This is a genomic window from Amycolatopsis nivea, from assembly GCF_004522235.1.
In the GTDB taxonomy this organism is placed as follows: Bacteria; Actinomycetota; Actinomycetes; order Mycobacteriales; family Pseudonocardiaceae; genus Amycolatopsis; species Amycolatopsis nivea.
Map to the genome: position 1 here is coordinate 97,474 of NZ_SDLT01000014.1, position 24,169 is coordinate 121,642.

The 24,169-nt window shown below is 70.2% G+C and carries 26 protein-coding genes; 8 read left to right on the top strand and 18 right to left on the bottom strand.

Going from position 1 to position 24,169, the window contains the following annotated elements; all coding sequences use genetic code 11:
* Positions 1 to 4 precede the first annotated feature (4 nt).
* The 11 genes from EIZ44_RS18610 to EIZ44_RS18655 all read right to left on the bottom strand — a co-directional run bounded on the left by EIZ44_RS18610 (position 5) and on the right by EIZ44_RS18655 (position 10,152).
* Complete coding sequence (locus EIZ44_RS18610) at positions 5 to 2,023, bottom strand: hydantoinase B/oxoprolinase family protein (protein WP_037812866.1); 2,019 nt, start codon at positions 2,021 to 2,023, stop codon at positions 5 to 7.
* A complete protein-coding gene (locus tag EIZ44_RS18615; RefSeq protein ID WP_134730063.1) occupies positions 2,020 to 4,131 on the bottom strand; it encodes a hydantoinase/oxoprolinase family protein in 2,112 nt (703 codons plus the stop codon). The genes EIZ44_RS18610 and EIZ44_RS18615 overlap by 4 nt, the downstream gene beginning before the upstream one ends.
* Positions 4,132 to 4,211: 80 nt before the next feature.
* Entirely contained in the window at positions 4,212 to 5,528 is a 1,317-nt protein-coding gene (locus EIZ44_RS18620; RefSeq protein WP_134730065.1) for an MmgE/PrpD family protein, read from the bottom strand.
* A gap of 3 nt (positions 5,529 to 5,531) precedes the next feature.
* The gene (locus EIZ44_RS18625) at positions 5,532 to 6,872 is read right to left on the bottom strand and encodes an MFS transporter (protein ID WP_205673221.1); all 1,341 of its coding nucleotides are present in this window, start codon (positions 6,870 to 6,872) and stop codon (positions 5,532 to 5,534) included.
* 192 nt (positions 6,873 to 7,064) lie between these two features.
* Positions 7,065 to 7,697: a TetR/AcrR family transcriptional regulator gene (locus tag EIZ44_RS18630; protein WP_134730067.1), complete on the bottom strand. Its 633-nt coding sequence runs from the start codon at positions 7,695 to 7,697 to the stop codon at positions 7,065 to 7,067.
* 34 nt (positions 7,698 to 7,731) lie between these two features.
* Complete coding sequence (locus EIZ44_RS18635; RefSeq protein WP_134730069.1) at positions 7,732 to 8,295, bottom strand: Asp23/Gls24 family envelope stress response protein; 564 nt, start codon at positions 8,293 to 8,295, stop codon at positions 7,732 to 7,734.
* Complete coding sequence (locus EIZ44_RS18640; RefSeq protein ID WP_134730071.1) at positions 8,292 to 8,819, bottom strand: DUF6286 domain-containing protein; 528 nt, start codon at positions 8,817 to 8,819, stop codon at positions 8,292 to 8,294. The genes EIZ44_RS18635 and EIZ44_RS18640 overlap by 4 nt, the downstream gene beginning before the upstream one ends.
* On the bottom strand, positions 8,816 to 9,184 hold the full coding sequence (locus EIZ44_RS18645) for an Asp23/Gls24 family envelope stress response protein (protein ID WP_043840028.1): 369 nt from the start codon (positions 9,182 to 9,184) through the stop codon (positions 8,816 to 8,818). Before EIZ44_RS18645 ends, EIZ44_RS18640 begins: the two co-directional genes overlap by 4 nt.
* Positions 9,185 to 9,187: 3 nt before the next feature.
* Positions 9,188 to 9,364, bottom strand: a complete 177-nt coding sequence (locus EIZ44_RS44760; protein ID WP_037812875.1) for a hypothetical protein — start codon at positions 9,362 to 9,364, stop codon at positions 9,188 to 9,190.
* Positions 9,361 to 9,678: a hypothetical protein gene (locus EIZ44_RS18650; protein WP_037812876.1), complete on the bottom strand. Its 318-nt coding sequence runs from the start codon at positions 9,676 to 9,678 to the stop codon at positions 9,361 to 9,363. The genes EIZ44_RS44760 and EIZ44_RS18650 overlap by 4 nt, the downstream gene beginning before the upstream one ends.
* Before the next feature lie 12 nt (positions 9,679 to 9,690).
* Positions 9,691 to 10,152: an Asp23/Gls24 family envelope stress response protein gene (locus tag EIZ44_RS18655; protein WP_037812877.1), complete on the bottom strand. Its 462-nt coding sequence runs from the start codon at positions 10,150 to 10,152 to the stop codon at positions 9,691 to 9,693.
* Between the two features lie 183 nt (positions 10,153 to 10,335).
* On the opposite strand from EIZ44_RS18655, the gene EIZ44_RS18660 reads away from it, so the two are divergent.
* Entirely contained in the window at positions 10,336 to 10,545 is a 210-nt protein-coding gene (locus tag EIZ44_RS18660; protein WP_037812879.1) for a CsbD family protein, read from the top strand.
* 194 nt (positions 10,546 to 10,739) lie between these two features.
* Here EIZ44_RS18660 and EIZ44_RS18665 read toward each other — a convergent pair whose 3' ends face one another.
* The 5 genes from EIZ44_RS18665 to EIZ44_RS18685 all read right to left on the bottom strand — a co-directional run bounded on the left by EIZ44_RS18665 (position 10,740) and on the right by EIZ44_RS18685 (position 15,806).
* The gene (locus EIZ44_RS18665; protein ID WP_134730073.1) at positions 10,740 to 11,453 is read right to left on the bottom strand and encodes an alpha/beta fold hydrolase; all 714 of its coding nucleotides are present in this window, start codon (positions 11,451 to 11,453) and stop codon (positions 10,740 to 10,742) included.
* A 245-nt stretch (positions 11,454 to 11,698) separates the two neighbouring features.
* Positions 11,699 to 13,084 carry an MFS transporter gene (locus EIZ44_RS18670; RefSeq protein ID WP_134730075.1) on the bottom strand — a complete coding sequence of 462 codons (1,386 nt, stop codon included), beginning with the start codon at positions 13,082 to 13,084 and terminating at the stop codon, positions 11,699 to 11,701.
* Between the two features lie 33 nt (positions 13,085 to 13,117).
* Positions 13,118 to 14,140 (bottom strand): ADP-ribosylglycohydrolase family protein, encoded by a 1,023-nt coding sequence (locus EIZ44_RS18675; RefSeq protein ID WP_167754192.1) that lies wholly within the window; start codon positions 14,138 to 14,140, stop codon positions 13,118 to 13,120.
* 14 nt (positions 14,141 to 14,154) lie between these two features.
* Entirely contained in the window at positions 14,155 to 15,090 is a 936-nt protein-coding gene (locus EIZ44_RS18680) for a carbohydrate kinase family protein (RefSeq protein ID WP_134730079.1), read from the bottom strand.
* Positions 15,087 to 15,806: a GntR family transcriptional regulator gene (locus EIZ44_RS18685; RefSeq protein ID WP_134730081.1), complete on the bottom strand. Its 720-nt coding sequence runs from the start codon at positions 15,804 to 15,806 to the stop codon at positions 15,087 to 15,089. The genes EIZ44_RS18680 and EIZ44_RS18685 overlap by 4 nt, the downstream gene beginning before the upstream one ends.
* A 233-nt stretch (positions 15,807 to 16,039) precedes the next feature.
* Between EIZ44_RS18685 and EIZ44_RS18690 the strand changes: the two genes are divergently transcribed.
* The gene (locus EIZ44_RS18690) at positions 16,040 to 16,624 is read left to right on the top strand and encodes a helix-turn-helix domain-containing protein (RefSeq protein WP_051728933.1); all 585 of its coding nucleotides are present in this window, start codon (positions 16,040 to 16,042) and stop codon (positions 16,622 to 16,624) included.
* A gap of 42 nt (positions 16,625 to 16,666) precedes the next feature.
* Here EIZ44_RS18690 and EIZ44_RS18695 read toward each other — a convergent pair whose 3' ends face one another.
* Positions 16,667 to 17,833, bottom strand: coding sequence for an LLM class flavin-dependent oxidoreductase (locus EIZ44_RS18695; RefSeq protein WP_134730083.1), 1,167 nt, complete (start codon positions 17,831 to 17,833; stop codon positions 16,667 to 16,669).
* A gap of 196 nt (positions 17,834 to 18,029) precedes the next feature.
* On the opposite strand from EIZ44_RS18695, the gene EIZ44_RS18700 reads away from it, so the two are divergent.
* The 6 genes from EIZ44_RS18700 (at position 18,030) to EIZ44_RS18725 (ending at position 22,947) form a co-directional block, all read left to right on the top strand.
* On the top strand, positions 18,030 to 19,397 hold the full coding sequence (locus EIZ44_RS18700) for a purine-cytosine permease family protein (protein WP_134730085.1): 1,368 nt from the start codon (positions 18,030 to 18,032) through the stop codon (positions 19,395 to 19,397).
* A gap of 41 nt (positions 19,398 to 19,438) precedes the next feature.
* Positions 19,439 to 19,801, top strand: a complete 363-nt coding sequence (locus tag EIZ44_RS18705) for a RidA family protein (protein ID WP_134730087.1) — start codon at positions 19,439 to 19,441, stop codon at positions 19,799 to 19,801.
* 12 nt (positions 19,802 to 19,813) lie between these two features.
* Complete coding sequence (locus tag EIZ44_RS18710; protein WP_134730089.1) at positions 19,814 to 20,590, top strand: creatininase family protein; 777 nt, start codon at positions 19,814 to 19,816, stop codon at positions 20,588 to 20,590.
* A gap of 34 nt (positions 20,591 to 20,624) precedes the next feature.
* Positions 20,625 to 21,197: an NADPH-dependent FMN reductase gene (locus EIZ44_RS18715; protein WP_134730091.1), complete on the top strand. Its 573-nt coding sequence runs from the start codon at positions 20,625 to 20,627 to the stop codon at positions 21,195 to 21,197.
* Entirely contained in the window at positions 21,194 to 21,811 is a 618-nt protein-coding gene (locus tag EIZ44_RS18720; protein WP_134730092.1) for a 3,4-dihydroxy-2-butanone-4-phosphate synthase, read from the top strand. The genes EIZ44_RS18715 and EIZ44_RS18720 overlap by 4 nt, the downstream gene beginning before the upstream one ends.
* Before the next feature lie 404 nt (positions 21,812 to 22,215).
* Positions 22,216 to 22,947, top strand: a complete 732-nt coding sequence (locus EIZ44_RS18725) for a twin-arginine translocation signal domain-containing protein (protein WP_051728937.1) — start codon at positions 22,216 to 22,218, stop codon at positions 22,945 to 22,947.
* 541 nt (positions 22,948 to 23,488) lie between these two features.
* Here the strand turns inward: EIZ44_RS18725 and EIZ44_RS18730 are convergent.
* The gene (locus EIZ44_RS18730) at positions 23,489 to 24,169 is read right to left on the bottom strand and encodes a winged helix-turn-helix transcriptional regulator (RefSeq protein ID WP_205673223.1); all 681 of its coding nucleotides are present in this window, start codon (positions 24,167 to 24,169) and stop codon (positions 23,489 to 23,491) included.

Here is a 24,169-nt window from a genome sequence, read left to right on the forward strand (position 1 = left end):
CCCGTCATCGGGCGTCCGGGTGCACGACCACGTCCGCGCGCAGCAGGGTTCCGGTGTCCGGGTCGGCGTACTCCGCGAGTTCGACCCCCGGCCTCGGCTGGCACCACTGGCCGCGTTCGGCCAGCCGTTCGTGCGCCGGGCTCCGGCGCACCGCCAAGCCGTCTTCCCGGGGCCATTCCCGCCTGCTGGCACGGATTCGGTCCCGCTCCCGACTGGTCTCGGCGAGGTCCGGGCCGCCCGCGGCATCGAGCACGACGCCGTAGGAAACCCGCGCCGCGTCGGCCGTCACCACGCCCGAACGCACATCCGCCGCGACCAGGTCCGGGTCGCGTTCCAGCGGGTCGCCGTAGCCGCCACCGCCGCCGACCCGCAGCACCACCACGTCGCCGGCACCGACCGAAAGCCCGAACTGCTTTCCCTGCAACGGTTTCGGCGCGGCGGCGAGATCCTCGACGGCGCGCGGGACCTCGCCTCGGGCGAACGCCTCGTCTGCCTGGGCACCGGTGACCAGCGCCGAACCGCTCGTGGATCCGGGATAGCCGCCGAAGACCCCGCACGGCGGAACCTGCCAGCAGGCCGCCATGACGTGCTCCTGGCCGCCCGGCGTGTACCACGGCGTGAACGCGAGGTCGATGCCCGCGCCGCCCCGGGTCCGGCCCGGTCCGCCGGAGTTCGGGTTCAGCTTGCGCCACAGGTACAGCACCGGATAGGCGAGCTCGTTGATCTCGATGTCCGGAATGCTGTTCTGCGGCTGGGCGAGCACGCCGCTGACGTCCATGCCGTCCGCGATCGCCTGCGCGCCCGCTCCGCTGCCGCCGCCGTTCATGTCCGGGAACGGCACGAGCCGGCCGGATTCGTCGGGAGCGTAGAAGAAACTGGCGCTCCACGAGTCCTGCCACGGCGCCGTCACGTGCTCGCGGACGAAAGCGTTTTCGCTGCCTGCCTGCAAATCGGCGAGCAGCCTGGTGACCACCTTCCCGATCCGGAACCCGGTCTCGATGTGCCCGGCCCCCATCGGCGCGGGCTGGCGCGCGTCGCAGATCGTGCCCGGCCGGGTCACCACCTCGATCGGGCGCAGCGTGCCCTGGTTGATCGGCAGGTCCGGCAGCAGGGTGATCAGCAGCGGGGAGACGACCGCGCCCAGCGTGGTCGCCGCGCTGACGTTGATGAACCCGTCGGTCTGCGGCGCGGACTCGATCAGGTCGAACCGCAGCGCGTCCTCGCTGACGGTGAGCGTGCAGCGGATCGGATACAGCTCGTCGGCGTGCCCATTGTGCTCGGCGAATTCCTCGGCGGTGAACGTGCCCTTCGGCAAATCCGCGATCCTGCGCCGGACGGCCTGCTCGGCCAGGTCCTTGGCGGCCTCGACATACCGGCGGAAAGTGTCCGCCCCGTACTGCTCGACGAGCGCCTGCAGCCGTTCGTCGCAGCGGTGACAGGCGGCGATGAAACACCGGATGTCGTTGAGCACCAGCTCCGGCACCCGGATGTTCGTCTCGATGATCCGCCACACGTCCTCGACCGGACGCCCCTGGTCGACGATCTTCACCCCGGGCAGCCGCAGCGCTTCGCCGTAGACCTCGGTGGCCGTCGGGTCCATCCCGCCGGGCGCGGCGCCGCCGAAGTCGTTGACGTGCGCCTCGGCCCAGCACCACGCCACCAGCTGCTCGCCGAAGAAGATCGGCCGCACCACGCCGACGTCGACGGCGTGCGCGTTGCCGGTGGTGAACGGGTCGTTGCAGAGGAACATGTCCCCCGGCCGGATCTGCTCGCGGGGATACGTCGCGAGCAGGTGCCGGACCGCCTGGCGGGCCGCGCCCAGGTACATCGTGATGTAGCCGGCGTAGCTGATGATGTCGCCCTCGGCGTCGGCGATGAAGGTGGAGAAGTCCACCGCCTCGGCGATCGCGGGGCTGCCGGAGGCGCGCATCATCACCACGCCCATTTCCGCGGCGACGTTGTCCAGTGCCTTGGCGAGAATTTCGACGTCCACCGGGTCGAGCCCGGTCGCGGCGGCGGTCATGCGGTTTCCTCCCCGGTGCACCCGGTCGTCCGGGCGGTGTCGGTCAGCAGGTAGTTGCCCCAGCCGTCCACGTTCAGTTCCCAGCCCTCGGGCAGCGAGACGGTGGTCAGCGAGTGTTCGATCAGCGCCGGGCCGGATATCCTGGCCCCGGCGGTGATCCGCCGCGCGTCGTAGACGTCCACTTCGGACTCTCCGGCCCGCCGGATCCGCCTGCGTCCGACCGGTTCGGCCGCGTCGCCGGTCGGCGCCTGCTTGGCCGGTTCGAAGAAGTCGACCCGGCCGGTCGCGGTGACCCGCACCGACATCAGTACCACCGGGCTGCCCACCCAAGCCGTGCCCTCGCCGTACTCCTGCTCGTAGCGCGCGGCGAACCCGTCCTGGATCGCGACCAGGTCCGCTTCGCCGAACTCGTCCCGGCGCGGGATCGGCACCCGCAGTTCCCATTGCTGGCCAAGGAACTTGAAGTCGCCTTCCCAGCGGACGTCGATCCGGTCGTCCGGATAGCCCGCGGTGTGCAACGCCTCGACGAGTTCCGCGTCGAGTTCCTTAAGCGCGGCGTGCACCGCCTCGGCCCCGCCGCCCTGCCACATCACCGAGCGCGCGCGGGTGCGCACGTCGTCGCTGGAAAGCAGCCCGCGCGCGGAGAACACCGCGGCTTCGGCCGGGATCACGATCTGCCGGATGCCGACCGAACGGGCGATGTCCGCGGCGAACAGGCCGAGCGCGCCGCCGAAAGCCACCATCGCGAACCGGCGCGGATCGTGCCCGCGCTCCACCGTCACGGCGCGGACCGCGTTGCCCATGTCCGCGACCACCATCCGGTGCACCGCCGCCGCGGCCTGAACCGCGTCCACGCCCAGCGGTTTCCCGATCTCGCGGGCGAGGGCTTCGCTGGCACTGTCGGTGTCGAGCGCCCGGCGACCGTCCAGAAAGGACCCGGAATCCAGCAGCCCGAGCACCGCGGACGCGTCGGTCACCGTCGGACGGGCGCCGCCCTTGCCGTAGCAGATCGGCCCCGGCTCGGCTCCCGCGCTGTGCGGCCCGACCTGCGGAACTCCACGCGAATCCAGCCACGCGATGCTGCCGCCGCCGGTGCCGATGGGCAGCACGTCGATCTTGGACAGCGCGGTCAGGAACCGCTCCCCCAGCATCACTCGCCGGGTGACGTTCGGAGTCGCGTCGCGCAGCACCGAGACGTCGAACGACGTGCCGCCCATGTCCGCGGTGACGATGTCCTTGAGGCCGAGCCGGTCAGCCAGCGCCCGCGCCCCGATCACGCCGCCGGCCGGTCCGGAGTCGATGAGCGTGATGGGTCGCTGCCGGGCTTCCGCCGCGCTCGACGTGCCGCCGAAGCCCTGCATGAACGCGACCGGTTCGCGCAGCCCGCGCGCCGCCAGCTCGCGCTCGATCCGCTCGGTGTACTCGGCGACCCGGATCCCGGTGAACGCGTTGAGCACCGTGGTCATCGTCCGCTCGTACTCCCGGATGACCGGGTGCAGCCGCGACGCGACGCTCAAGAACAGCTCCGGATGCTCGGCCTCGACGATCGAGGCGAGCAGTTCCTCGTGCTCCGGGTTCGCGAAGCCCCACAACAGGGACACGGCGATCGACTCGACTCCCTTGGCCGCCAGTGCATCCACGGCCTCGCGCGCCCGCCGCTCGGTGAGCGGAACGACGACCCGGCCCTTGCGGTCGATCCGCTCGGGCACCTCGAGCACGTTCTCGCGAGCGACGATCTGCGGAAGGCTGAGCTGCTTGTGGTGGTCGCGGTGCGCGTTGCGGGCCGACCGCGCGATCAGCAGGTTGTCGCCGAAGCCCTGCGTGGTGATCAGCCCGACCTTCGCGCCGCGCAATTCGGCGACCGCGTTCGTCACCACGGTCGTGCCGTTCACGAACCGCGTCGTCGCGGCGAGCAGCCCGGTCAGGGGCAACCCGACACGGGCGGCGAGATTTTCCAGCGCGGCAAGCAATCCCGCGGCGAGGTCGTCCGGAACGGTGTCGGACTTGTCCGCATAGGACTGTCCGTCCGAGGCGAGCGCGACGACGTCGGTGAACGTACCGCCGATGTCGCACCCGATCTGAAACGTGACTTCGGAACGCAACGTCATTGTCCTTCCGTGGAACGGCTCCCGGCCTGCGAGCCAGATTAGACACGACACAGTGTCGAGTCAAGCGACAACTTGTCGATTCAGCGCAGATGCGCGGCGAACTCCGCGGAATCGGCGCCGGAGAAGGGTTCCCGGACGGCCCGCAGTACCGGGTCGATTCCCGCGCCCAGCACCGGTTCCGCATAGGAACGGAACTTCTCGGGCACGGATACCGGTGCCTGCTCCCGGCTTTCCGCGGACACGACGCGTCCGTCGGCGAGCCGGACTGCCACTCGCGCGTCCCGGCGCGCCGGAAAAGCCGCGTCCGCAACGGGATCCACTGCTACCGAGATCCGCGCCGCCAGCTTCGCCAGCCCCGGATCGAGCGCTCCGGCATAGCGGTCCGGACGGATCGCGCCGTCGGTCAACGCGGCCGCCACCGCGAACTGCAGGCTCATCTGCCGGGAAATCGGTGCTGCCAAGGCAGTCGCGTTGTCACAGCCCGGATAGCGCGCCGCCACGCTGGACGTGTACACCGTGGCTTCGACGACCTGCTCGGGGTGGATTCCTTGTCCGGCAAGGACGATGGCCGCGTCGATCGGTTCCTGAGTCAACGCACACGACGGGTACGCCTTGAAAAACGTCTGCGAGATCGCCATCCGGTCCAGCCGGACGTCCGGTGGCCGGGCTTCGTCCTGTGCGCCGCCGAATGCCTGGCGCAGGCCGAAAATCCCGTCCACCGCCGACGCCGCACCGGTCGCGCCTTCCTGGGCGAGCAGCGCCGCGACGACGCCTGCCCGCGACGCACCGGCGTTCTGGAAGAACACCTCGGTGGTCCCGTCGTGCGCCCACTGGCACAGCCCCGCAGCGGAGCTGGCAGCAATCCCGAACGCGTGCGCGGTGGCCACTGGACTGAGCCCCAGCAAATGCGCCGCCGCAGCCGCGGCGCCAAAGGGACCGAAGACACTGCTGGCCCGCCATCCGCGTACGCCGAACTCCTCGGTCAGCACTGCGGCCGAAACCTGCGCGATGGCCTCGTAGCCGAGGACGATCGCCCGCAGCAGCGCGGGCAACGGCGAGCGCAGGCGTTCCCCGATCGCCAGCGCCGCCGGAATCACCACCGTCCCGGGATGCACCCGGCTTTCGGCATGCGTGTCCTCGTGCAGCAACGCATGACAGGCAACGGAATTCGCGAACACCGCGTCCGCGAGCCCTGCCCTTCGGCCGCCGGTCGCCCAGATCGTGGCGTCGTCACCGCTGCCCGCGATCGCCCTGGCCTGCCTGGCCCACGGCAGGTCGCGTCCGCCGTAGGCACAGGCCAGTGCGTCGAGAAGACAAGTACCGGCTTGGTCGATCAGCTCGCCGGTAATCCTCGGGGCCGCGGTGTCGAGTTGCTCAGCGAGATCGGTGAGCAACACGGGTCACACCCCTTCGGGAGACCGCTCGCTGACCGCCGGAGCCAGCTCCGCGTCCTCCACCCGCTTGGTCGCGCGCCGCACGAACAATGCCGCGATCAAGCTCAACAGCGCACCGAACATCAGGAACAGCGCGGGCGCACGGTTGTCCCCGGTGGCTTGCACGAGCGTCTGGCTGACATAGAGCGCCGGACCGCCCAGCAACGTCGCCGCCAACGCGAACCCGACCGCGAACACGGTGGCGCGCACCCGGGCGGGAAGAACCTCCACATAGGACGCCGGAGCCACCGCCGTGTACAACGCGGGCAGGACGCCGAGCAGCACCGTCATCCCGATGGCCGCGCCCAGACTTTTCGCCGAGGAGAGCCCGATGAACAGCGGGTAGGCCAGCACGAAGGTGCCCGCGGACAGCCCGAGCAGCATCGGCCACCGACCCCAGCGATCCGACAGCGGTCCGCCCAGCGCGACCAGCACGACCGCCACCGCGATGCTGATCACCGTCGCCAATGTGGCTTGCGACTGCGAAAACCCGAGCCGGATCAGGTAGGTCTGCGCGTAGGTGAAGGCGACGTAGTAGCCGACCTGCTGGAACGCGGCGATGCCGAAGATCAGCACGATCAGCCGCCAGTGCGCGGTGAACGACTCCTTGACCGGCGAGGCGGGCACCTGCGTGCGGTGCTCGAGCGCCCGGAACTCGGGCGATTCGTCGAGCTGGGAACGGATGTAGAGCCCGACCAGGCCGAGCGGCAGGGCGAGCAGGAACGGGATCCGCCAGCCCCAGCTCGCCATCGCGGCGGGCGTCAGCAGGGTGCTCAGCAACAGCACCGCGCCCGCGGCCAGCAGCAGGCTCGCCACGCTCCCGATCTGCACGCGGCTGGTCATCGCGCCGCGCTTGCCGCGCGGGGTGAACTCGGCCGCGTAAGTCATCGCCGTGCCGTACTCGCCGCCCGCCGCGAGGCCCTGCAGCAAGCGGAACAGCACCAGCAGGATCGGCGCCCAGACACCGATCGACGCCACCGGCGGCAGCACGCCGATCGCCGCCGTGCTGCCCGCCATCAGCGCGACCGTGGCGACCAGCGCGGGTTTGCGCCCGATCCGGTCCGCGATCGAGCCGAACAGCAGCGAACCCAGCGGCCGCACCACGAAGGCGACGCCGAACACCGCGAAGGCCGACAGCAACGCGACGCCCGGCTGTTGCGCGGGGAAGAACAGTTTCGAAAGCACGACCGTCAGAAAGCCGTAGACCGCGTAATCGTAGGTCTCGACGGTGTTGCCGATGGCGGACGCGAAAACCACGCGCCGCATCAGCGCCGGAGACGGAGCGGCGACGCCAGGACTGGAGGACATAGGGGACGCTCCCGAGTCGTCGTTGACAGGTGGGCGAAGACCGGCGTCTTCCCTGTCGACGCCTCGACACCAGGCGGGCAGGCCGCACAGGGCTGCGGCCGTCCTCGCCTGACCTGCGCGTTCACTGGCGGCGCAGGTGTCCCCGGAAGAATAAGGACGACACCGTGTCGAGTCAAGCGTCAAGCTGTTGATCTAGTCGCGCTCCAGCCCCAGCGCGTCGACCCACAGCCCGGTCACCACGTCGAGCAGCTGCGCCCGCTCGATGACGAACACCTTCTGCACGATCGCGCGGAAACACACCTGGTCGAGCTGCACCATCAGGAGTTCGACCCGCAGCCGCCGCTCCTCGCGCCGCGCCTGCGGGAACTGGACGAGGTACTCCTCGAGCCCGCCGGCCAGCTGGTCGATCTGGTCCTTCCACCGGGCCGCGACCTCGAGGTCGCTGGCCATCGCCTCGTGGATCGCGGGCAGCAGCGCCGCCTGGCTCTCCCACCAGGACAGCGCCCCGTCGAGCCAGGCGCGCACGCTCGCCGCCCTGCCCTCGGCGAGCGCCCGCCCGAGCAGCGACCAGTACTGCGCGCTCTGGTCCTCGCGGACCGCGCGGTAGACCTCGGTGAACACCTCGGCCTTGTTGGTGAAGTGCAGGTAGAACGTCGCCCGGTTGACCTTCGCCGCCTTCGCGATGTCGCCGATCGAGGCCTGTCCGTAGCCCCGTTCCTCGAACACCTGCCGCGCCGCGGTGATGATCCGCTGCCGCGTCATCCTCCGCTGCTCCTCGCGCACCGAAAGCAGCTCCGTCGATTCATTCGACACGTTGTCGCCCACGCGCAGATGGTAACGCCGGGGTCTCCCCTACCCCTCACCCGACACGGGACGCCGCCTTGCCGGTGAACCGGAACTCGATCGTGACCGGAATGTCCTTCAGCTCCAACGCTTCCTCGAGCCGCGGCAGGCTTTCTCCGGTGATGCGGCCGCGGATCTCGCCCAGATCCGCGTCCCGCTCGCAGGTGAGGATCAGCGCCAGCGACGGCGTCTCCCGGGTTCCGGCGAGCGACGCGCTCGCCTTGTGCACTCCGGGATGCCCGCGCAGTTCCTCGACGAACGGGGCCACCGCGTCGTCCGCGCGCAGCTCGGTGCGCCCGTAGGCGGGATCGGTTTCGAACCGCCACACTCCCGTGCGCGGCCGGTGCGCGAGCTGGGCCAGCAGCCAGCGCAGCGCGAGCAGCCCCGCCACGACGGCCGCCGCGGCGATCGCGTAGAACACCCAGGTGGGCGGCTCCGCGGTGCCCGGCACGAGCGGCGCCTCGGGATCGATGAGCCTGAGCACGCGGAAGTGCGTAGCCAGACCGAATCCGCCCGCGGCGAGCAGCACCAGGCCGATCACCGCGAGCAGGACGCGGTTGAGCGTGGCCGGACGGTTCATGAGGCCTCCCTCGTCGCACGGACTCGCACCGACACGGCGGGCCGCCGGGCCGGCGAGATGTGGTCGAGCCGGGATTCGACGGCCGCGCGGACTGCGTCGGACAGTCCGTCCGTCCGGGTGCGGGCGGTCTTCACCCGCACTTTGACCTTGCGCGAACCGGTCGAGAGCCGGGCTTGCTCGACGCCGTCCACGTCCGTCGCGGCCGCGCGCAACGCGGATCGGTAGCCCGTGGTGTCGGCCCCGGAATCCGGGTCTCCCGTCAGCGGGAGGATCCGGCGTTTGCCCGGCAGGAGCGCCGCCCACAGCAGCACCAGCCCGACCAGGGCGACCGCGGCTGAGATCAGCGCCGGGACGAGGTCGGTCCAGCGCGCGTTGTGGACCGCGGTCGCGACCGCGCGATAGTCCAGCCACGGCTGATTCCCGGTCAGCCGCTGGATCGCCGCGACAGCGACCAGGACGCACACCGCCAGCAGCACCGCGGCGGTCAGGCTCGCCGGAAGAGACCGGCGGGTTCGGCGTTTCACTCCACCCTCCTCTGTCCCGCGGCCTCGGCGTGCAAGGCCGTCACCGTGATGCCGACGCGGCGGACCGGCATCCCGGTCAGTTCCTCGACCCGCCCGCGCAGATGACCGCGCACCCGTTCGGTGGTCGCGCCGACCGGGGCCGGGTACTCGAGCGAGATCCGCACGTCCAGCTCCACCTCGCCGCCCGCGATCCGCGCGGACGTCTTCGCCGACCGGTCCAGCGCCTCACCGCCGAGGCTGATCCCGAGCGTCCGCCCGGCGGCCCCGCCCACCCGGTCGATCTCGCCCGCCGCGTGGGCGGCCAGCCGCTCGACGGTGTGCTCGCTGATCGTGAGGGTCCCCCGCTCCTCCGCTGCGACAGCCACGGCTCACCCCCGGTCGCGGCCGGTGAGCTGCGAGAGGTCGAGCTTGCCGTCGAGCAGGCGGCCGACGAGCAGTCCCGCCGCGCCCAGCACGAGGACCAGCAGGAACGCCCCGAACCCGCCGATCGCGGCGGCGAGGCCCAGCGCGAGGCCGGTGACCAGCCCCAATCCCGTTGCGTTCACGACACCGTCTCCTTCCGGTTTTCCGGCCCGGGTTCCCCCGCGGCCGGCACTTCGACGTCGGCGATCAGCACGTGCACCGGACGGCCGGGGGACGCGGCGGCCGCGCGCACCGCGGCCGCCACGTCGCCCGCCGAGAACGGGGCCCGGACCGTCACGCCGACGGTGACGTCCTCGTCGGTCACCCGGACTCCGCCCACCCGGCCGCCCGCCCCGAGCGTCGCGACCCGGCCGAACTCGCCGCCGTGCACGTCCGCCACCTCGGGCAGTTCGCGCACCGCGGCGGCGATCCGGCGGGCCTCCTCAAGCGGGTTCATCGGTCCGTCCGCTCACTGCACCCGGCCGCTGTCGCCGGACGCGTCCTCCTCGTCGTCCGACGGCAGGTGCAGGTCGCCGACGTTGATGTTGACCTCGACCACCTCCAGCCCGGTCATCCCCTCCACCGCGCTGATCACGTTCCGCCGGATCGAGCGCGCGACCTCCGCGATCGAGACGCCGTACTCGACCACGATCTGCAGGTCCACCGCGGCCTGCTTCTCCCCCACCTCGACCGAAACGCCCTGTCCGGCCGACGCCGTCGCGCCCGGGATCCGCTCGCGCAGCGCCGAAAACGCCCGCGCCGCGCCGCCGCCGAGGTCGTACACACCGGGGATCTCCCGCGTCGCCAGCCCGGCGATCTTCTGCACCACCACGTCCGCGACGGTGGTCGTCCCCTGCGAACTGGTCAGCGGACCGGCGTTGACCTTCTCCACGTCCTGGGTCTTGGCCGCCGTGTCAGTCGTCGAAGCCATCGATTCTCCTCCAGTCGGTTCCCGTTGTTCAGTTCATCGGATCGACCCGGCCGCCGCGCAAAACTCACTCCCCGAACGAGTGGCGACGATCACATCATCGGGTGAGTGACGATTCGGGATCCGCGTTGTCGTTCACTCTGACGCATTCCCGCGTTCGTTGTTCGGCGATGAAGGAGGGCACTCATGTCGATGGGCGACAAGATCGGCGCCAAGGCAGACGACTTCGGCGGCAAGGCCAAGGAGGCCGCCGGTTCGCTGACCGGTGACGAGAAGCTGGAGAACGAAGGCAAAGCCGACCAGGCGAAGGCCGGGATCAAGGAAGCCGCCGAAAACGTGAAGGACGCTCTCGGCGACGCGGCGGGCAAAGTCAAGAACGCGCTGAAGAAAGACTGACTTTCTCCTCGAGAACGCGGGATTCCGGCACAAAGCCGGGGTCCCGCGTTCGCTTTTCGGCGGTCAGTGAGATTTTCTCGGCAGCGGCGGCGGGCGGCCCCGTTGCGGCGATGCACTGCCGCCGGGCTACGTGGCGTTCTCCGTGAAGGGCTCCTTGAAGGAATCTGATTCCCTCAAGGAGCCCTTCACGGACCTCAACGCTGCAGCAGATTCGCCACGGCCGCGACGACCACGTCCGGCCGGTCGAGCGGGACGTCATGAGAACTGTGCTCAGCAGTGACCAGCGTCCGGTTCGGCGCGGCGTGCGCGAAGTCCTGCTGCGCCCGCCGCCACAACTGCGCGTCCTCGGGAGTCGGAAACGGCGTCTCGGCGGACACGATCACGGCCGCCGGTATGCCGGACGGCCAGGTCAGCTTGTGGTACGCCGCGTGCACCGGCCCGTAGCCGTCGGCTTGGGCGAGCAACTGGCGCGTCTGCCGGGTGGACGGCGCCTTCTTGAGCTCTTCCACTTGTCGCTCGTTCAACGCCACTAATTTGGCGGTCTCAGCCGGGGTGAAGAACTGCGGCAGATTAGCGTCCACGAACACCGCGCCGACAACCCAGTGCGGATGGCTCCGGGCGAAGGAAAAGGCGACTTCGCCCGCCAGCGAATGCGACACGAGAACGACGTTTCCCGTTACTCCCAGCTGCGTCAGCCCCGCGGCGAGATCGGCGGCGGCATTGTCCGCTCGCCACGGGCCGGGTGCCTCGTCGCTTTTGCCTTCCCCGGCCCGGTCGTAGGCGATCACCTCGGATCCGGTCTTCGCCGCGAGTTCCGGGACGACCTTGCGCCATTCCGAGGAATCCATCCCGCCGCCCGCGTCGAGCACAATCGCGGGCAACCGGCCCGGAGTCACGGAAAACGCCATCGTGCGGCCATTCACCGGGACCAAGTGCGGTCCGGCGGCCGGAGGATCAGCCGCATCAGCGCACGCAGCCGCGCCGCCGATCGCGACAACCGCCACCAGGGCAACGAGCCGCGATTTTCCCTGTCGTCCAACAGAATTCGTCACTGGATCCCCCTCCACGCGCCAAGAAGCAACCCCAGCGTCGCGAAGAATCCAGTCGAACGCGATACCGCTGGCTGCCCGAGCGCAGTAGGGGCAACCCCACCTCAGTCGCTGAGCGGAAGCGAGCGTTCTCCAGCCGCCGCGCGCCGTTCGGCCAGGTCTTTCTCCACTGTCGGGTAGATCCGCTCCAGCCGGTAAGCCCAGAACAGAATGATCAACAGCACGAACAGCGCCATCGGCACATAGACGAACAACGCGTTGATCGCGGACAGCGCCGAATCCGGCTGCGTATGGTTCAAGCCGTTGTAGCCCGCCGCGCCCATGACCCAGCCGAGCACCGCCGCGCCCAGCCCGTACCCGAGCTTCTGCCCCATGCTGCCCGCGCTGTAGAGCACGCCCTCCAGCCGGCGGCCGTTCTTCCACTCGCCGTACTCGATGGTGTCGGGCAGCATGCCCCAGATCGCGCCGAAGATCGGGATCCGCCCGATGCCGCGGAGAACCGAACCGGCGACCGCCAGGGTCATGTCCGTCGGGTCGATCGCGATGACCAGGGAACCCGCCACGAAGATCGCGGCGCCGACGATCATCGGCGCGACCTTGCCGAACCGCTGGTAGACCGGCTGCATGAACAGCATCCCGAGCAGCGCCGGGATGTAGAGCAGGAACGACATCAGCGCGGCGAACCCGGCGTTGCCCAGGAAGTACTGGGCGAAATAGGCCGTCGCCCCGGTGTAGAGCGATTCCGCGACGCTGAACACGATGAAGATCGCGAACAGCAGCAGCCAGTAACGGTTCCGGCCCGCGAGCTTCAGCGATTCGGCGATCCCCGGCTGGTCCTTCGGCGGCGCGGTGTCGACGAGACGTTCCCGCGTGTTGCGGAAGGTGATGAAGAACAGCACCGCCGCGACCGCGCCGAACAGGCAGAACGTGATGATCCACGCGCGCTGGTCGTCGCCGAGCGCGCTCACCAGCGGCAGGGTGAGGACGGTGACGACCAGCGAGCCGAGGGTGGCGCCGAACATCCGGGTGACGTTGAGCCGGGACCGTTCGGTGAAGTCCCGCGTCATCCGGGTGTTCAGCGTTCCGTACGGGATCACCGCCGCGCTGAGGGCGATGTTCATCAGCGCGTAGGTGATCGCGATGTACACCAGCGTCGGCGCCGGGTCCATGCCCGGCACGGTGAACACCAGGATCAGCGCGACGGCGAACGGCCCGGCGGCCCACAGCACCCAGGGACGCGCCTTGCCCCAGCGGGTCGAGGTCCGGTCGACGATCGCGCCCATCCCGACGTCGACCACGCCGTCGAACAGCCGCGCGACGAGCACGATCGTGCCGACCGCCGACGCCGCGGCCCCGATCACGTTGGTGTAGAAGAAAACCACGTAGGTGGCCAGCGCGCCCCAGGCGATGTTCGTGGCCAGGTCACCGCCTCCGAAGGCGAGGCGTTCCTTCCGGCTCACCGTGGCGAATTCTTCGCTTCGTGCGCTCATCGTCGAGCGTCCCTTCGGATCGGGGTGGGGAGATCAGTGCTGGGTCGCGGCCAGCAGTTCGTCGGCGAGCGCGGCCAGGTCGAGGTCGTTCGCGCGCTCCACCTCGGCGACGGCGGCCGGGTCGATCGCTTCGATCCCCCGGTACGCGCCGGCGATCGCGGCCGCCATGCAGCCGATGGTGTCGCCGTCCCCGCCAGCATTGGCCGCGAGCCGCGCGACGCGCACCGGATCTCCGCCCGCGGCAACGAAGAACCCGAGCGCCGCCGGCACCGCTTCCGCGGCGGGCAGGCCGACGCCGATTTCTCCGGCGATCAGGTCGATGGCGTGCTCGTCGTCGCGAGCCGTGATGGCCAGCGCGACCGCCCGCTCGATCCGCCGCTCGACCGACGCGCCCGGCACGTCCCGGCCCTCGGTCCGGCCGAGTTCGGCGCCCGCTCGCGCGCCGTCGACGGCCGCGCGGACGATGTCGACGATCTCCGCGCCGGGAGTGCAAGCCCGCGCGACGGCGGCGGCGATGGCCGCGGCGCCCGCGACGCCGGGCGGCGTGTTGTGGCTGGGCACGCAGGTGGTGAACGCGGTGCGGACGGCCGCTTCCGGGTCGCCGTGGTGGAACAGCCCGACCGGCCCGACCCGCATCGCGGCCCCGTTGCTGGCGCCCTGGGTCATGATCGTCCCGGTCCGGCCGACCTCGCGCGGGTCCTCGCCGCGTTCCAGCCGGGCGATCGCCTCGCGGGTGGTCGGCCCGGCGAAGTGCGGGAAGTAGTTCTCGTTCTTCGACCACTCGATCAGCAGCCGCGCCATGTCGTCGGGACTCAGCGCGGCTCCGGTCCGGGCGAGCAGCCGGGTCAGCAGGATCATCTGGCTGGAGTCGTCGGTGATCTGCGCGGCGGCGCGCCCCTTGGCGTAGGGCGCACCCGGGAGCGGGGCGTGGAATTCGGTGACGTAGCCGCCGAACGCGGCGCGGATCTGGTCCCGGCTCAGTTCCTCGGTCGGCGCGCCGAGCGCGTCGGCCAGGCAGGCCGCGGCGAGACTGCCGTGGATCTGGGAACGCAGCACAGAATTCAACTCGGTTACCTCTCAGTCGTGATCGTGATCAAGTCGTCTGGCCACCCGCCGCGCTGCGAGCCGGACAGATAGGTGCGGCCGCCGACAGCGGTCACGCACCGGGTCGCCTGGGCCACCGCCCGGCGAAGGCTTTCGGACACTCCGGCCCCGGCCAGCAACGCGCCCAGGAACGCCCCGGCCAGCGCGTCACCGGCCCCGGTCGTGTCGACGGCGGTCACCTCGCCGGTCAACCGCGCGCGATGCACGACCCCGTCGCGGTCCACAGTGGACGCTCCGTGCGCGCCTTCGCTGAGGACAACGAGTTCCGCACCGAACCGGATCACCCGCTGGGCCGCTTCCCGCGGAGTGGCAGCGAGTTTGGCCGCCGAAGCGGCGTTGAGGAAGACGATGTCGCTGAGCCCGAGCAGCCGTGCGAACTCCGGCTGGCCGGGTTCGAACGCGTCCGGTTCGAGATCGACGGCGACCCGCGCCCCGCGCTCCCGGCCGAGTTCGGCGACGGCGGCCGCCCACTCGAGATCGTCGGCCAGCGGAGCCACGAGGTCCGCCCCTGCCAGGACCGACGCGTCGATCTCCTCGATCGCCGGAATCTTGATCCCGGTGTCCGCGCCGGTCAGCGCCTTCTCGCCGCTCGCGTCGAGCTGGACGAAACACATCCAGGTCGGATGCTCGAGGTCGCGCAGCGAATGCTCGAGCGAGACGCCGAGCCCGCGGAGTTCGGCCAGCGCAGCGTCGGTGTCGGGCCCCGCCCCGGTCTTGGTGATCAGGTCGACCGCGATGCCGTGCCGCGCGGCCGCGGCGGCGAGGTTGGCGCTCATCCCGCCGCCGTACACGCCGGACAGGGAGCCGATGGCCTTGTTGTCGTTGCCCGCGATGTGCGGGACCTGGACGAAGTAGTCGATGCTCGCGTCCCCCACGACGACGAGCCGCGGCCCGGCGCTCATCGCTCGCTTCTGAGGTCGATGTCGAGGTGGTAGCGATCGCCACGCAGGATGTAGCGGGTGAACTCCACCGGCCGCTGATCAGCGCCGAACGACGTGCGCTCGCGCAGCATCGCCGCGACCCCGGGCTCGACCTGGAGCCGTTCGGCCTCCGCTGCGGAGAGATTGACGGCGCTGACCCGCTCCCGCGCATGCGTGGGCTGCGCGTCGCGGCCGGAGAGGAACGCGTACAGCGAGTCCCCGGTGAACTCGGCGAAGTCGATCCCGGGCTGGGGCGCCAGATAATGGTCGAGGAAGACGAACGGATCGTCGCCGATCCAGTACCGCCGCTCGATGTGGCTCACCGTGTCGCCGGTTTCGAGGTCGAGCGCCTTGGCAACCGCTTCGGCGGCGGGTTTCTCGGCATTGCTGAGCAACTCGGGCCGGATCGCGAAACCGCGCTGCCGCAGCTCGCGCCCCAGACCGAGCATCGGGCTCATCGCCCGAATCTCGTTCGACGCGACGATGCTGCCGCGACCATGGAACCGCTCCACGAGCCCGAGCCGCTGCAACTCCTGAAAGGCGCGCCGGACGGACGTCTGGGACACCCCGTACTGCGCCCGCAACTGACTCTCCGACGGCAGCCAGTCCCCCGGCTTCAGCCTGCCGCTGAGGATGTCGCGCTGGATCTCGCTCTGAATCGTGCGATAAAGCGGCGCACGGCTGGGTCGACCGGTCATGCAACTTAGTGTACTAAGTGTGTCAACTAGGCTCCCGCTTCACCCGAGGCACCCAGGCCCCGACGTCCGTGAAGGGCTCCTTGAGGGAATCTGATTCCCTCAAGGAGCCCTTCACGGATCTCTGCCCCAGCCGCGGGCGCTACCCGCGATTCCCGCGCGCTTTCCCTTGCACATCGCCCCGTTCCCCTCCAGCGTCCACTTCGGAACACCCCCGCTCCGGTATAGTCGGGCCAATGCGAACCCCTCCCTCCCCCGATTCCGGCGCTGCGCCCGATCCCGCGCAGCTGCTCGGGGCAAGGGTGCGCGAGCTGCGGCGCGGCCGAGGGCTCACCCTGAAGCAGGTCGGCGAGGTTTCCCGTCTCTCGCACGCTTTTCTCAGCCAGTTCGAGCGCGGGCTGGCCGCCGCGAGCGTCAGCACCTTGCAGCGGATCGCGGTCGCGCTGGACACCACGGTGTCGGCACTCCTCGCGGGTCCCGCCGAGCAGGGCGTGGGATTGCTGCGCGCCGACGAGGGAATGGTGATGCCGGGGGCCGAAATCCCGACCGGGTCCACGGCGCGGGCGTTGTCCAGGGCGGGGTTTCCGGTGCAGCCCATCGAATACACCGGCGGGCCGGCGGAGTTCGGCGAGTATTTCGAGCACGTCGGGCAGGAGATGCTCTACGTCGTCACCGGGCGGATCGAGCTGGATTTCGCCGACGGGCGACGCGAGCAGCTGGGCGAGGCGGACGTGGCCACCTATCCCGGGTCGCGGCCGCATCGCTGGCGCAGGCTGGGCGACGAACCGGTCCGGGTCCTGCTGATCAACGCCGGGGAATGACCGCGCGGCCGGGAGAAGCCGCGCGGTCCGGAAAAGCCAGGCTCAGCGCAGCAGCGGCACGACCTGCTCGCTGAAGCGCCGCATCTGCTCGGCGGCCATGTCGTAGGTGTGCCCGGGGAAATGCGGGAACACCACGAGCTGTTCGAGGCCGAGCGTGTCTTTGTGGTGCTGCACGATCTCCGCGACCTCTTCCGGCGTGCCGACCGCCCAGCACTTCTGCCGCGTGGACTGCTCCAGCGTCGGCACCAGCCCGGCCGGGGCCCGGTTGCCGTCGTCGCCGCGGTAGCCGCTGCTCCAGCCGAACGGGGCGAGCAGGTTCCAGAACTCGTCGTGCCCGATCCGCCCGGTGCGCCAGGCCTCCTCGTGGGTGTCGGCGATGTGCACCGGCAGCACCAGAATGCGGTTCTGCCCCGGGGCCAGCCGGGTGCCGTGGCGCTGTTCGTACAGCTCGGCGTAGCGCTCCCACTGCTCGCGGATGTATCCGTGGTACTGGTTCCACCAGACACAGCCGTGGCCCACCTCGGCCGCGTAGTCCAAAGTGGGCGGACTGGTGACCGCCTGCCAGATCTCGACGGGATGCAGCGGACCCGGCACCAGCGTCAGGGTGTCCGCGTCGTGGTCGGGGTCGCGGTTGTCCGGCGGCGGCAGTTCGAAGAACTTCCCGTTGTACGAGAAGGTTTCCTGGCTCAACGCGGTGCGCACGATGTCCATGTACTCGGCGAACACCTCGCGGTTGTGCGCGTCGATGACCTTGCGTTCCTCGCTGGACGTCATCACGCCGATGTCCGCCTGATGCGCGGTGAGGCTGCGCAATTCGCGCGACACCGTGCCCCGCCCGACGCCGAGCACCGCCCGTCCGCCGGAGAGGTTGAGCAGGCTGCTGAAATCCTCGGCCAGCCGCAGCGGATTCCACTGCGGAACGATGCTGAACATCGACCCCAGCCGGATCCGCGACGTCCGCGCGGCCAGATGCGCTTCGAGCAGCATCGCGTTGGGCACGACCTCGTAGCCCTCGTGCTGGAAATGGTGCTCGGCCAGCCAATAGCTGTCGTATCCCAGCTCCTCGGCCAGCTCGCCCATCCCGACCAGCCGCTCGTGCGCGTGCCACACCTGCTCGCGGGTGGCGCGGCGGCGCGCGGCGGGCACCGGGTTCCCGGCCAGCACGTCCGGCATCTCGACCGAGCCGAAGAAAAACACTCCGTGCCGCACAGCGCCTCCATCCCGCCCCGGCTCGGCCGGGTCGTCCGCAAAAATGTAAGTAATATCAACACTGTGCGGCGCGACCTGCGGAGTGTCAAGCCCCAAGCAGCCTCTTGACATCTCGGGAAGCCGCAGCGCAGGCTGTGGCATCCGTGTTACCTATATCAACACTTCCGCCGCAGGGGGCTCTTCCGCTGGAGGACAGATGGTCAAAGACGCCCAGGCAGTCCGCCCACCCGCCGTGTCCGTCGAGCACCACGGCATCGAAAGGATTCCCGACGACCAGCGCCACGGTTCGCCGCGCTCCGCCTTTTCCCTGTGGTTCGCGGGGAATCTGCAGTACTCGGCGCTCGCGGTCGGCGCCATTCCCACCGCGTTCCTCGGCCTCGAGTTCGGCGAAGCCGTCCTCTCGCTGGCCATCGGCATCCTGATCGGCAGCGTGCTGCTGGGCTTCGCCGCGTCGATGGGACCGCGCGCCGGCGTGCCGCAGATGATCCAGTCGCGGATTCCGTTCGGCTACTACGGCAATTTCCTGCCGGTACTGCTCCTGTGCCTGACCGGCCTCGGCTACTTCGCGGTCAACACCGTGCTCGGCGCCTACATCGTCCGCGAGCTGTTCGGGCTGCCGTTCCTGGTTTCGCTCGTCGCGGTGGCGGCGGTGCAGATCGTCATCGCGATCGTCGGGCACGATCTGGTGCACCAGGCCGAACGCTTCCTCGCGATCGTCGCGTCCGTGCTCTTCGTGATCCTCACCTGGTACGGCCTGGCGAAAGGCGATCTCGCCGCGTCCGGCGACGTCCTGCACCGCGGCGCGGGCGGGGTCGCCGGAGGCATGCTGACCACCGTCGCGCTCGCTTCGACCCGGACGTTCGGCTGGTCGATCGGCGGCTCGGACTACACGCGTTACCTGCCGCGCGACACGTCCCGGCGGCGCGTGCTGCTCGCGGCGTTCTCCGGCGCGTCGCTGGCCGGGCTGTGGATGGCGGTCGTCGGAGCGGCAATCGGCACCGTGATCACTGTGGACAGTCCGACCGACCTGGTGGCGAAGCTGATCCCGGCCGGCCTCGCCGCCGTGATCCTGGTGGCGCTGCTCGCGGCTTCGATCTCCGGCAGCGTCCTGGACATCTACACCGCTTCGCTCGGCCTGCTGATGGTCGGCGCGAAGGTGCGCCGCTGGGTCTCCGCGATCATCATCGGCGTGCTGGGCACCGCGGTCGGTTTCATCGCCGGGCACAACGCCGGATCCGTCTTCGGCACCTTCCAGAATTTCCTGTTCCTGATGGGTTACTGGATCGGCCCCTGGCTCGGGATCGTCGTCGTGGACGCAGTGGTCTTCGGCCGCCAGGAGATCGATCCGCAACGGTATTTCGACCGCACCCGGCGGTTCCGCCCCGGCCTGGCGGCGTTCGTGATCGCCATCGCGGTCTCCGTGCCGTTCATGGACCAAAGCCTTTACACCGGCGTTTTCGCGGCCCGCTTCCCGCAGTTCGGCGACCTCACCCCGTGGGTCGCGGGCGCGGTCGCCGCCGTGGCCTACTACCTCATCCGACGCTACCGGAAGGCCGACGAGTGACGAAACAAGCGCTTGGCCCCTTGAAATACGGCACCACGGTCATGCCCTGGGGCAGAGGAGCCGCGGCGGGCGGCTTCGTCTTCCTCAGCGGAATCGACGGCGTCACCGACGAGCACGGCCGGCCCGCCCACGGCGTCGCCGCGCAGACCCTGGTCACGCTCAACCGGGTGCACCGGCTGCTCGCCGACGCGGGCGCGGAGTTCGAGGACATCGTGCAATTCGACCAGTTCCTCGCCGATCCCGCCGACCGAACGGAGTACATGCGGGTGCGCGACGAATGGCTGGCCGAGCACGCGCCGAAGCTACTGTCCGAGCGTTCGTACGCGTCGCTGCTGATCTATCCCCCGCTGGCCACCCCCGAGATGCGGGTGGAAATCCGGGTCGTCGCCTATCTGGGCGCTTGAAGGAGATTCCCTATGGCTTCACGGTTTTTCGCCGAGCTTCGCGCGTCGCAGGTCAAGGCTGCCTGCGGCCCGTCCTCGGTCGCGGTGCTGCCCGTCGGCGCCATCGAACAGCACGGCCCGCACCTCCCGCTGGCCACCGACGCGCTCGTCGCCGAAGCTGTGTCGAAGGAAGTCGTTGCCACGCACGACGAAGACCTCTGGTTGCTGCCGACGCTCAGCTACGGCCGCTCCGTCGAACACACCTGGGCGGCGGGTACCCTGTCTCTGTCCACGGCGACCTTCGCCGCGGTACTCGACGACATCGGACGTTCGGTCGCCGCCGCGGGCATCCGCCGGATCGTCCTGGTGAACGGCCACGGCGGGAACGTGTCCGAAATCCAAACCGCGCTGCGCGATCTGCGCTTGGCCTACGACCTGCTGACTTTCAGTATCAACGTCTTCCTCCCCGAGGAGCACGACCCGGCTTGGGCCGCGAGCGAAACCGGTCTCGGAATCCACGGCGGGGCCGCGGAAACGTCCCTGATGCTGCACCTGCGCCCCGACCTGGTCGACCTGTCCGCGGCGGAACGGCGGATCCCCGCGCAGATGGCCGACAACGTCCACACCCGCTTCGGCGGCAGTGTCGCTTTCGGCTGGCTGGCCAACGATTTCGGCCCCGAGGGCTACCTCGGCGACCCGACCCTGGCCAGCGCCGAAGCGGGCGCGAGCGGGTTCAAGTCGATGGTCGCCACCTTGGGCGACCAGCTCGCGGAAGTCGCCCGCTTCGATTTCCCCGACTCCGCCCGATGACTCAGCCCCTCTCGCCGCAGGAAGCCGGTTCGCCATGCATACACCCCTGATCGTCGGCATCGGCGGCACTGTCCGCCCCGATTCCTCCTCCGAACGAGCCCTCCGCACAGTGCTCGACCACGTGCGGGCACACGGGGCCCGCACCGAACTGTTCACCGCGCGCGATCTCGATTTCGCCATGTACGAACCGGATCTCGCGCACCGCTCTCCGTCGGCGACCGCGTTCCTGGACGCCGTCCGCCGCGCCGACGGCGTGCTGATTTCGACGCCCGGATACCACGGCGGACTGTCCGGCCTGCTCAAGAACGCGCTGGACTACCTCCAGGACCTCGCCGACGACGAGCGCCCCTACCTGCATGGACGCGCCGTCGGCTGCATCGTCAGCGCGTACGGGCCGCAAGCCGGGGTCACGACGTTGACGTCGCTGCGCTCGACCGTGCACGCCCTGCGCGGCTGGCCGACCCCGCTCGGTGTCGTGGTCGACTCGACCGCCCAGCCGTTCGCCGCCGACGGCCGCGTCGCCGACCGGAAACTCGCCGCCCAGCTCGCGACCGTCGCCGAGCAGGTGGCCCGGTTCGCGACCGCAGAGATCCGGACGGTCGCATGACGCTCTCGCTCGACGCACGCCCCGTCGACGCCGCCCTCGACGCTCTCTCGGCCGGACAGCCGATCGTGCTCACCACCCCCGGCGACGCGGCCCTCGTCCTGCCCGCGGCGGAGGCCTCCACGAGGATGCTGGCGTTCGTCATCCGGCACTCGTCCGGACTGGTCGGCGTCGCCCTGCCCGGCGACCGGTGCGACGCACTCGAACTGCCGCCGATGCGACCGACCTTCCGCCACGACGGCGGCCCTGGCTGGTGCGTCGCGGTCGACGCCGCGACGGGCGTCACCACGGGGATTTCCGCGGCCGATCGGGCCGAGACGATCCGCCGCCTCGCCGACCGCACCACCCGGCCGGACGACCTCAACCGACCCGGGCACGTGCTGCCGTACGCCACCCGTCCGCACGGGGTTTTCGGCATCCCCGAAGCGGGGGTCGACCTGTGCCAGCGAGCCGGACTGCCCGCTGCGGCCGCTTTTGCCGCGCTGGTCAGCCCGGAAGATCCGACGCGGATGGCTGGGGCGGAGGAGGCAGTTGTCTTCGCCGCGGCGCACGGGTTGGCGGTGCTTGGTTCGGCCGATGTTCTCGGGAATGGCTCGGGCGATCTCCGATACGGATGAAGGCCCTTGAGCGAGTTCGGCACCGCGCTGCTAGGGCCGCGGTGCAGCCACTCCGAGGCTTGACTGCGCTCCCGTCGGTATTGCCGACGCCACGAATCCCGGCGCAGGTACCGGCCCGGGCCACCGTGCGTCCTTTGTGGACGGGATCTGAACCGGATTCGCCTTGACAGAAGCGTTCTCGTCAGCATTCCGCGGTGATCGTCGCGGAGGTCCGGCGAGCGACACCCGACCTGATGACCGGGGTCGCCTGTCCGGCTGGCGGGGTCCCCCGGGTCCGGTCGCCGTGGGTCATCGGCGGCGGACACGACCGGGTCGATCTTGCTCCGGACCCTGGTCGCGCGAGCGGGCACTACCTTAAATTCAAGCGAGCCAGAGTCTTCGAAACGCACTCGCGGAGGTAGAGGATGCCTGCTCCGAACGACGAGAAACCCGACCGGCAAGGTTCCGGCAAGGACCGGCGGGACTTCCTGAAGGGGGCCGCCGCCGCGGCCGCGCTGGGGGTGGGCGGGGTCGCGGCCGGCGGCTTGCTGGGCGGGCAGCAGGCCCAGGCCTTCCCGCAGCAGACCGGCCTGCCGCCGATCGGGGCGGAGATCCCGTGCAGCTGCCTGGCGATCAACACGCCGCTGCAGATCCGCACAGCCCTGGTCAGCGTGGATTTCCGCGGCGGGATCAAGGTGCGGGTCGACGTGAACCCGGACGACCCGGTCAACTCGGTGCGGCTGCGGGTCGTCGGCCACCGCGTGACGGCCGAACTCCCCGGAGGCGACAGCGCGGAGCAGGGCGGCGGCACGATCACGATCGAGCAGAACGACGTCGACGTGGACGCCAAGAGCCTGCTCAAGCTCACGCAGAAGTTCCCGCCGCGCTACGAGCAGGTCATGGTGCTGAGCTTCACCATGACGATCGACCAGCCAGACGGCCTCCTGCGCCGGGCAGGCATCCGGTCCCGGAAGGCGTACGAGCCGCTGGTGCTGACCACGAAGGAACCGGGGATGCTCGTCGGACAGCTGACCCAGTTCCCGCCGCGCGGGGACCTGTACCAGCTGCAGAACCCGATCGACCTGGTGCTCCCGGACGACCCGGACACGACGATCGCGTCGATCCAGAAATTCCCGGTGAAGGTGGGTGGCCTCTGACGTCGCCGGAGACATCCGGCTCGCGGCCCGGTCCGCCCTTGCGAGGGCGGGCCGGGCCGCTTCGCGAGTTCTGGGACGACGGGGCGACGGCAGCGCGCTGGCCCTGCAAGGCAGGCCGGGCCGCCTCACAAGTTCCGGGGCGACGGCAGCACCGTTGCCCTGCAAAGCGGGCCGGGCAGCCTCGCAGGGACAGCGGCAACGGCGGCGCGCTTGCCTACAGAACGCGCCAGGCCACCCAGCAAGTACTGGGGCGGCGCGCTAGCCCTGCACGGCAGGCCGGGCCACCTCGCGAACTCTGCAGCGACCGGGCGACGACAGCGCCCTTGCCCCGCACAGCGGGCCGGGCCGCCAGTCCTGGGACAGCGGGCAACGGCGGCGCGCTTTCCCTGCAGCGGCCGGGCCGCTTGGCGAGTTCGGGGCGGCGGCGGCACGCTTGCCGTGCGGGGCGGTTCTCGTGGGCGGCGATTCCGGCGAGAACCGGCATTGCCGCTCACCAGCCACCTGCTCGCCGGTCAGCCCGTCGGCGAGTTCGCTGCCCAGCTCACCCGTCCGCGCGCGCAGCGGGTTGCGCCATCAGCCCCAGCACCGTTGAGCAGCGGACTACCGCGCCGGGGTCGCCGGAGAACGTCAGTTTTCCCGTCGCCAGCGCCTCGAACGGGCCGAGTGCTCCGGCGCCGATGCGGACGAATGTTGTCGCGTCGGTACGGATGCTCAGTACCGGGGCTTCGGCGGGTCCGCGTGCCGTGGTGAGTGCGCCGCGGTCGACGGTCAGGTGGAAGGTTTCGTCGTCCACCTGGAATTCGTACGTTTCCGAGACCTCCGGCAGCCGGCTGGCGTCCGCCATCGACTGGACGGCCAGCAGTGCCCAGTGCGGGCGGGTGACCATGTCCGCGCTCGGTTCGCCCAGCAGGCCGATGCCCCATTTCGACAGCGCCAGCACCGGTTCCCGCAGTTGTTCGCCCAGTGGGCCGAGCCGGTAGGCGTGTCCGGCGCCGGTTTCGGAGCGTTCGACGATTCCGGCGCCGCTCAGCTTCTTCAGCCGGTCCGCGAGGAGGTTGGTGCCGATGCCGGGCAGGTCCGCGAGCAGTTCGGTGTAGCGGCGCGGGCCGAGCAGCAGTTCGCGCACGATGAGCAGCGTCCAGCGTTCGCCGACGGTGTCGAGGGCGGCGGCGAGCCCGCAGTACTGGCGGTACTGGCGTTCTCCTCGGGCGGTGGTCGTCAC

Bases quoted from the DNA above. Each gene is read 5' to 3' on its own strand.
- EIZ44_RS18610 (WP_037812866.1), bottom strand. From the start codon at position 2,023: ATGACCGCCGCCGCGACCGGGCTCGACCCGGTGGACGTCGAAATTCTC.
- EIZ44_RS18615 (WP_134730063.1), bottom strand. From the start codon at position 4,131: ATGACGTTGCGTTCCGAAGTCACGTTTCAGATCGGGTGCGACATCGGC.
- EIZ44_RS18625 (WP_205673221.1), bottom strand. From the start codon at position 6,872: ATGTCCTCCAGTCCTGGCGTCGCCGCTCCGTCTCCGGCGCTGATGCGG.
- EIZ44_RS18635 (WP_134730069.1), bottom strand. From the start codon at position 8,295: ATGAACCGTCCGGCCACGCTCAACCGCGTCCTGCTCGCGGTGATCGGC.
- EIZ44_RS18650 (WP_037812876.1), bottom strand. From the start codon at position 9,678: ATGAACCCGCTTGAGGAGGCCCGCCGGATCGCCGCCGCGGTGCGCGAA.
- EIZ44_RS18655 (WP_037812877.1), bottom strand. From the start codon at position 10,152: ATGGCTTCGACGACTGACACGGCGGCCAAGACCCAGGACGTGGAGAAG.
- EIZ44_RS18660 (WP_037812879.1), top strand. From the start codon at position 10,336: ATGTCGATGGGCGACAAGATCGGCGCCAAGGCAGACGACTTCGGCGGC.
- EIZ44_RS18665 (WP_134730073.1), bottom strand. From the start codon at position 11,453: ATGGCGTTTTCCGTGACTCCGGGCCGGTTGCCCGCGATTGTGCTCGAC.
- EIZ44_RS18670 (WP_134730075.1), bottom strand. From the start codon at position 13,084: ATGAGCGCACGAAGCGAAGAATTCGCCACGGTGAGCCGGAAGGAACGC.
- EIZ44_RS18680 (WP_134730079.1), bottom strand. From the start codon at position 15,090: ATGAGCGCCGGGCCGCGGCTCGTCGTCGTGGGGGACGCGAGCATCGAC.
- EIZ44_RS18685 (WP_134730081.1), bottom strand. From the start codon at position 15,806: ATGACCGGTCGACCCAGCCGTGCGCCGCTTTATCGCACGATTCAGAGC.
- EIZ44_RS18690 (WP_051728933.1), top strand. From the start codon at position 16,040: ATGCGAACCCCTCCCTCCCCCGATTCCGGCGCTGCGCCCGATCCCGCG.
- EIZ44_RS18700 (WP_134730085.1), top strand. From the start codon at position 18,030: ATGGTCAAAGACGCCCAGGCAGTCCGCCCACCCGCCGTGTCCGTCGAG.
- EIZ44_RS18705 (WP_134730087.1), top strand. From the start codon at position 19,439: ATGCCCTGGGGCAGAGGAGCCGCGGCGGGCGGCTTCGTCTTCCTCAGC.
- EIZ44_RS18710 (WP_134730089.1), top strand. From the start codon at position 19,814: ATGGCTTCACGGTTTTTCGCCGAGCTTCGCGCGTCGCAGGTCAAGGCT.
- EIZ44_RS18715 (WP_134730091.1), top strand. From the start codon at position 20,625: ATGCATACACCCCTGATCGTCGGCATCGGCGGCACTGTCCGCCCCGAT.
- EIZ44_RS18720 (WP_134730092.1), top strand. From the start codon at position 21,194: ATGACGCTCTCGCTCGACGCACGCCCCGTCGACGCCGCCCTCGACGCT.
- EIZ44_RS18725 (WP_051728937.1), top strand. From the start codon at position 22,216: ATGCCTGCTCCGAACGACGAGAAACCCGACCGGCAAGGTTCCGGCAAG.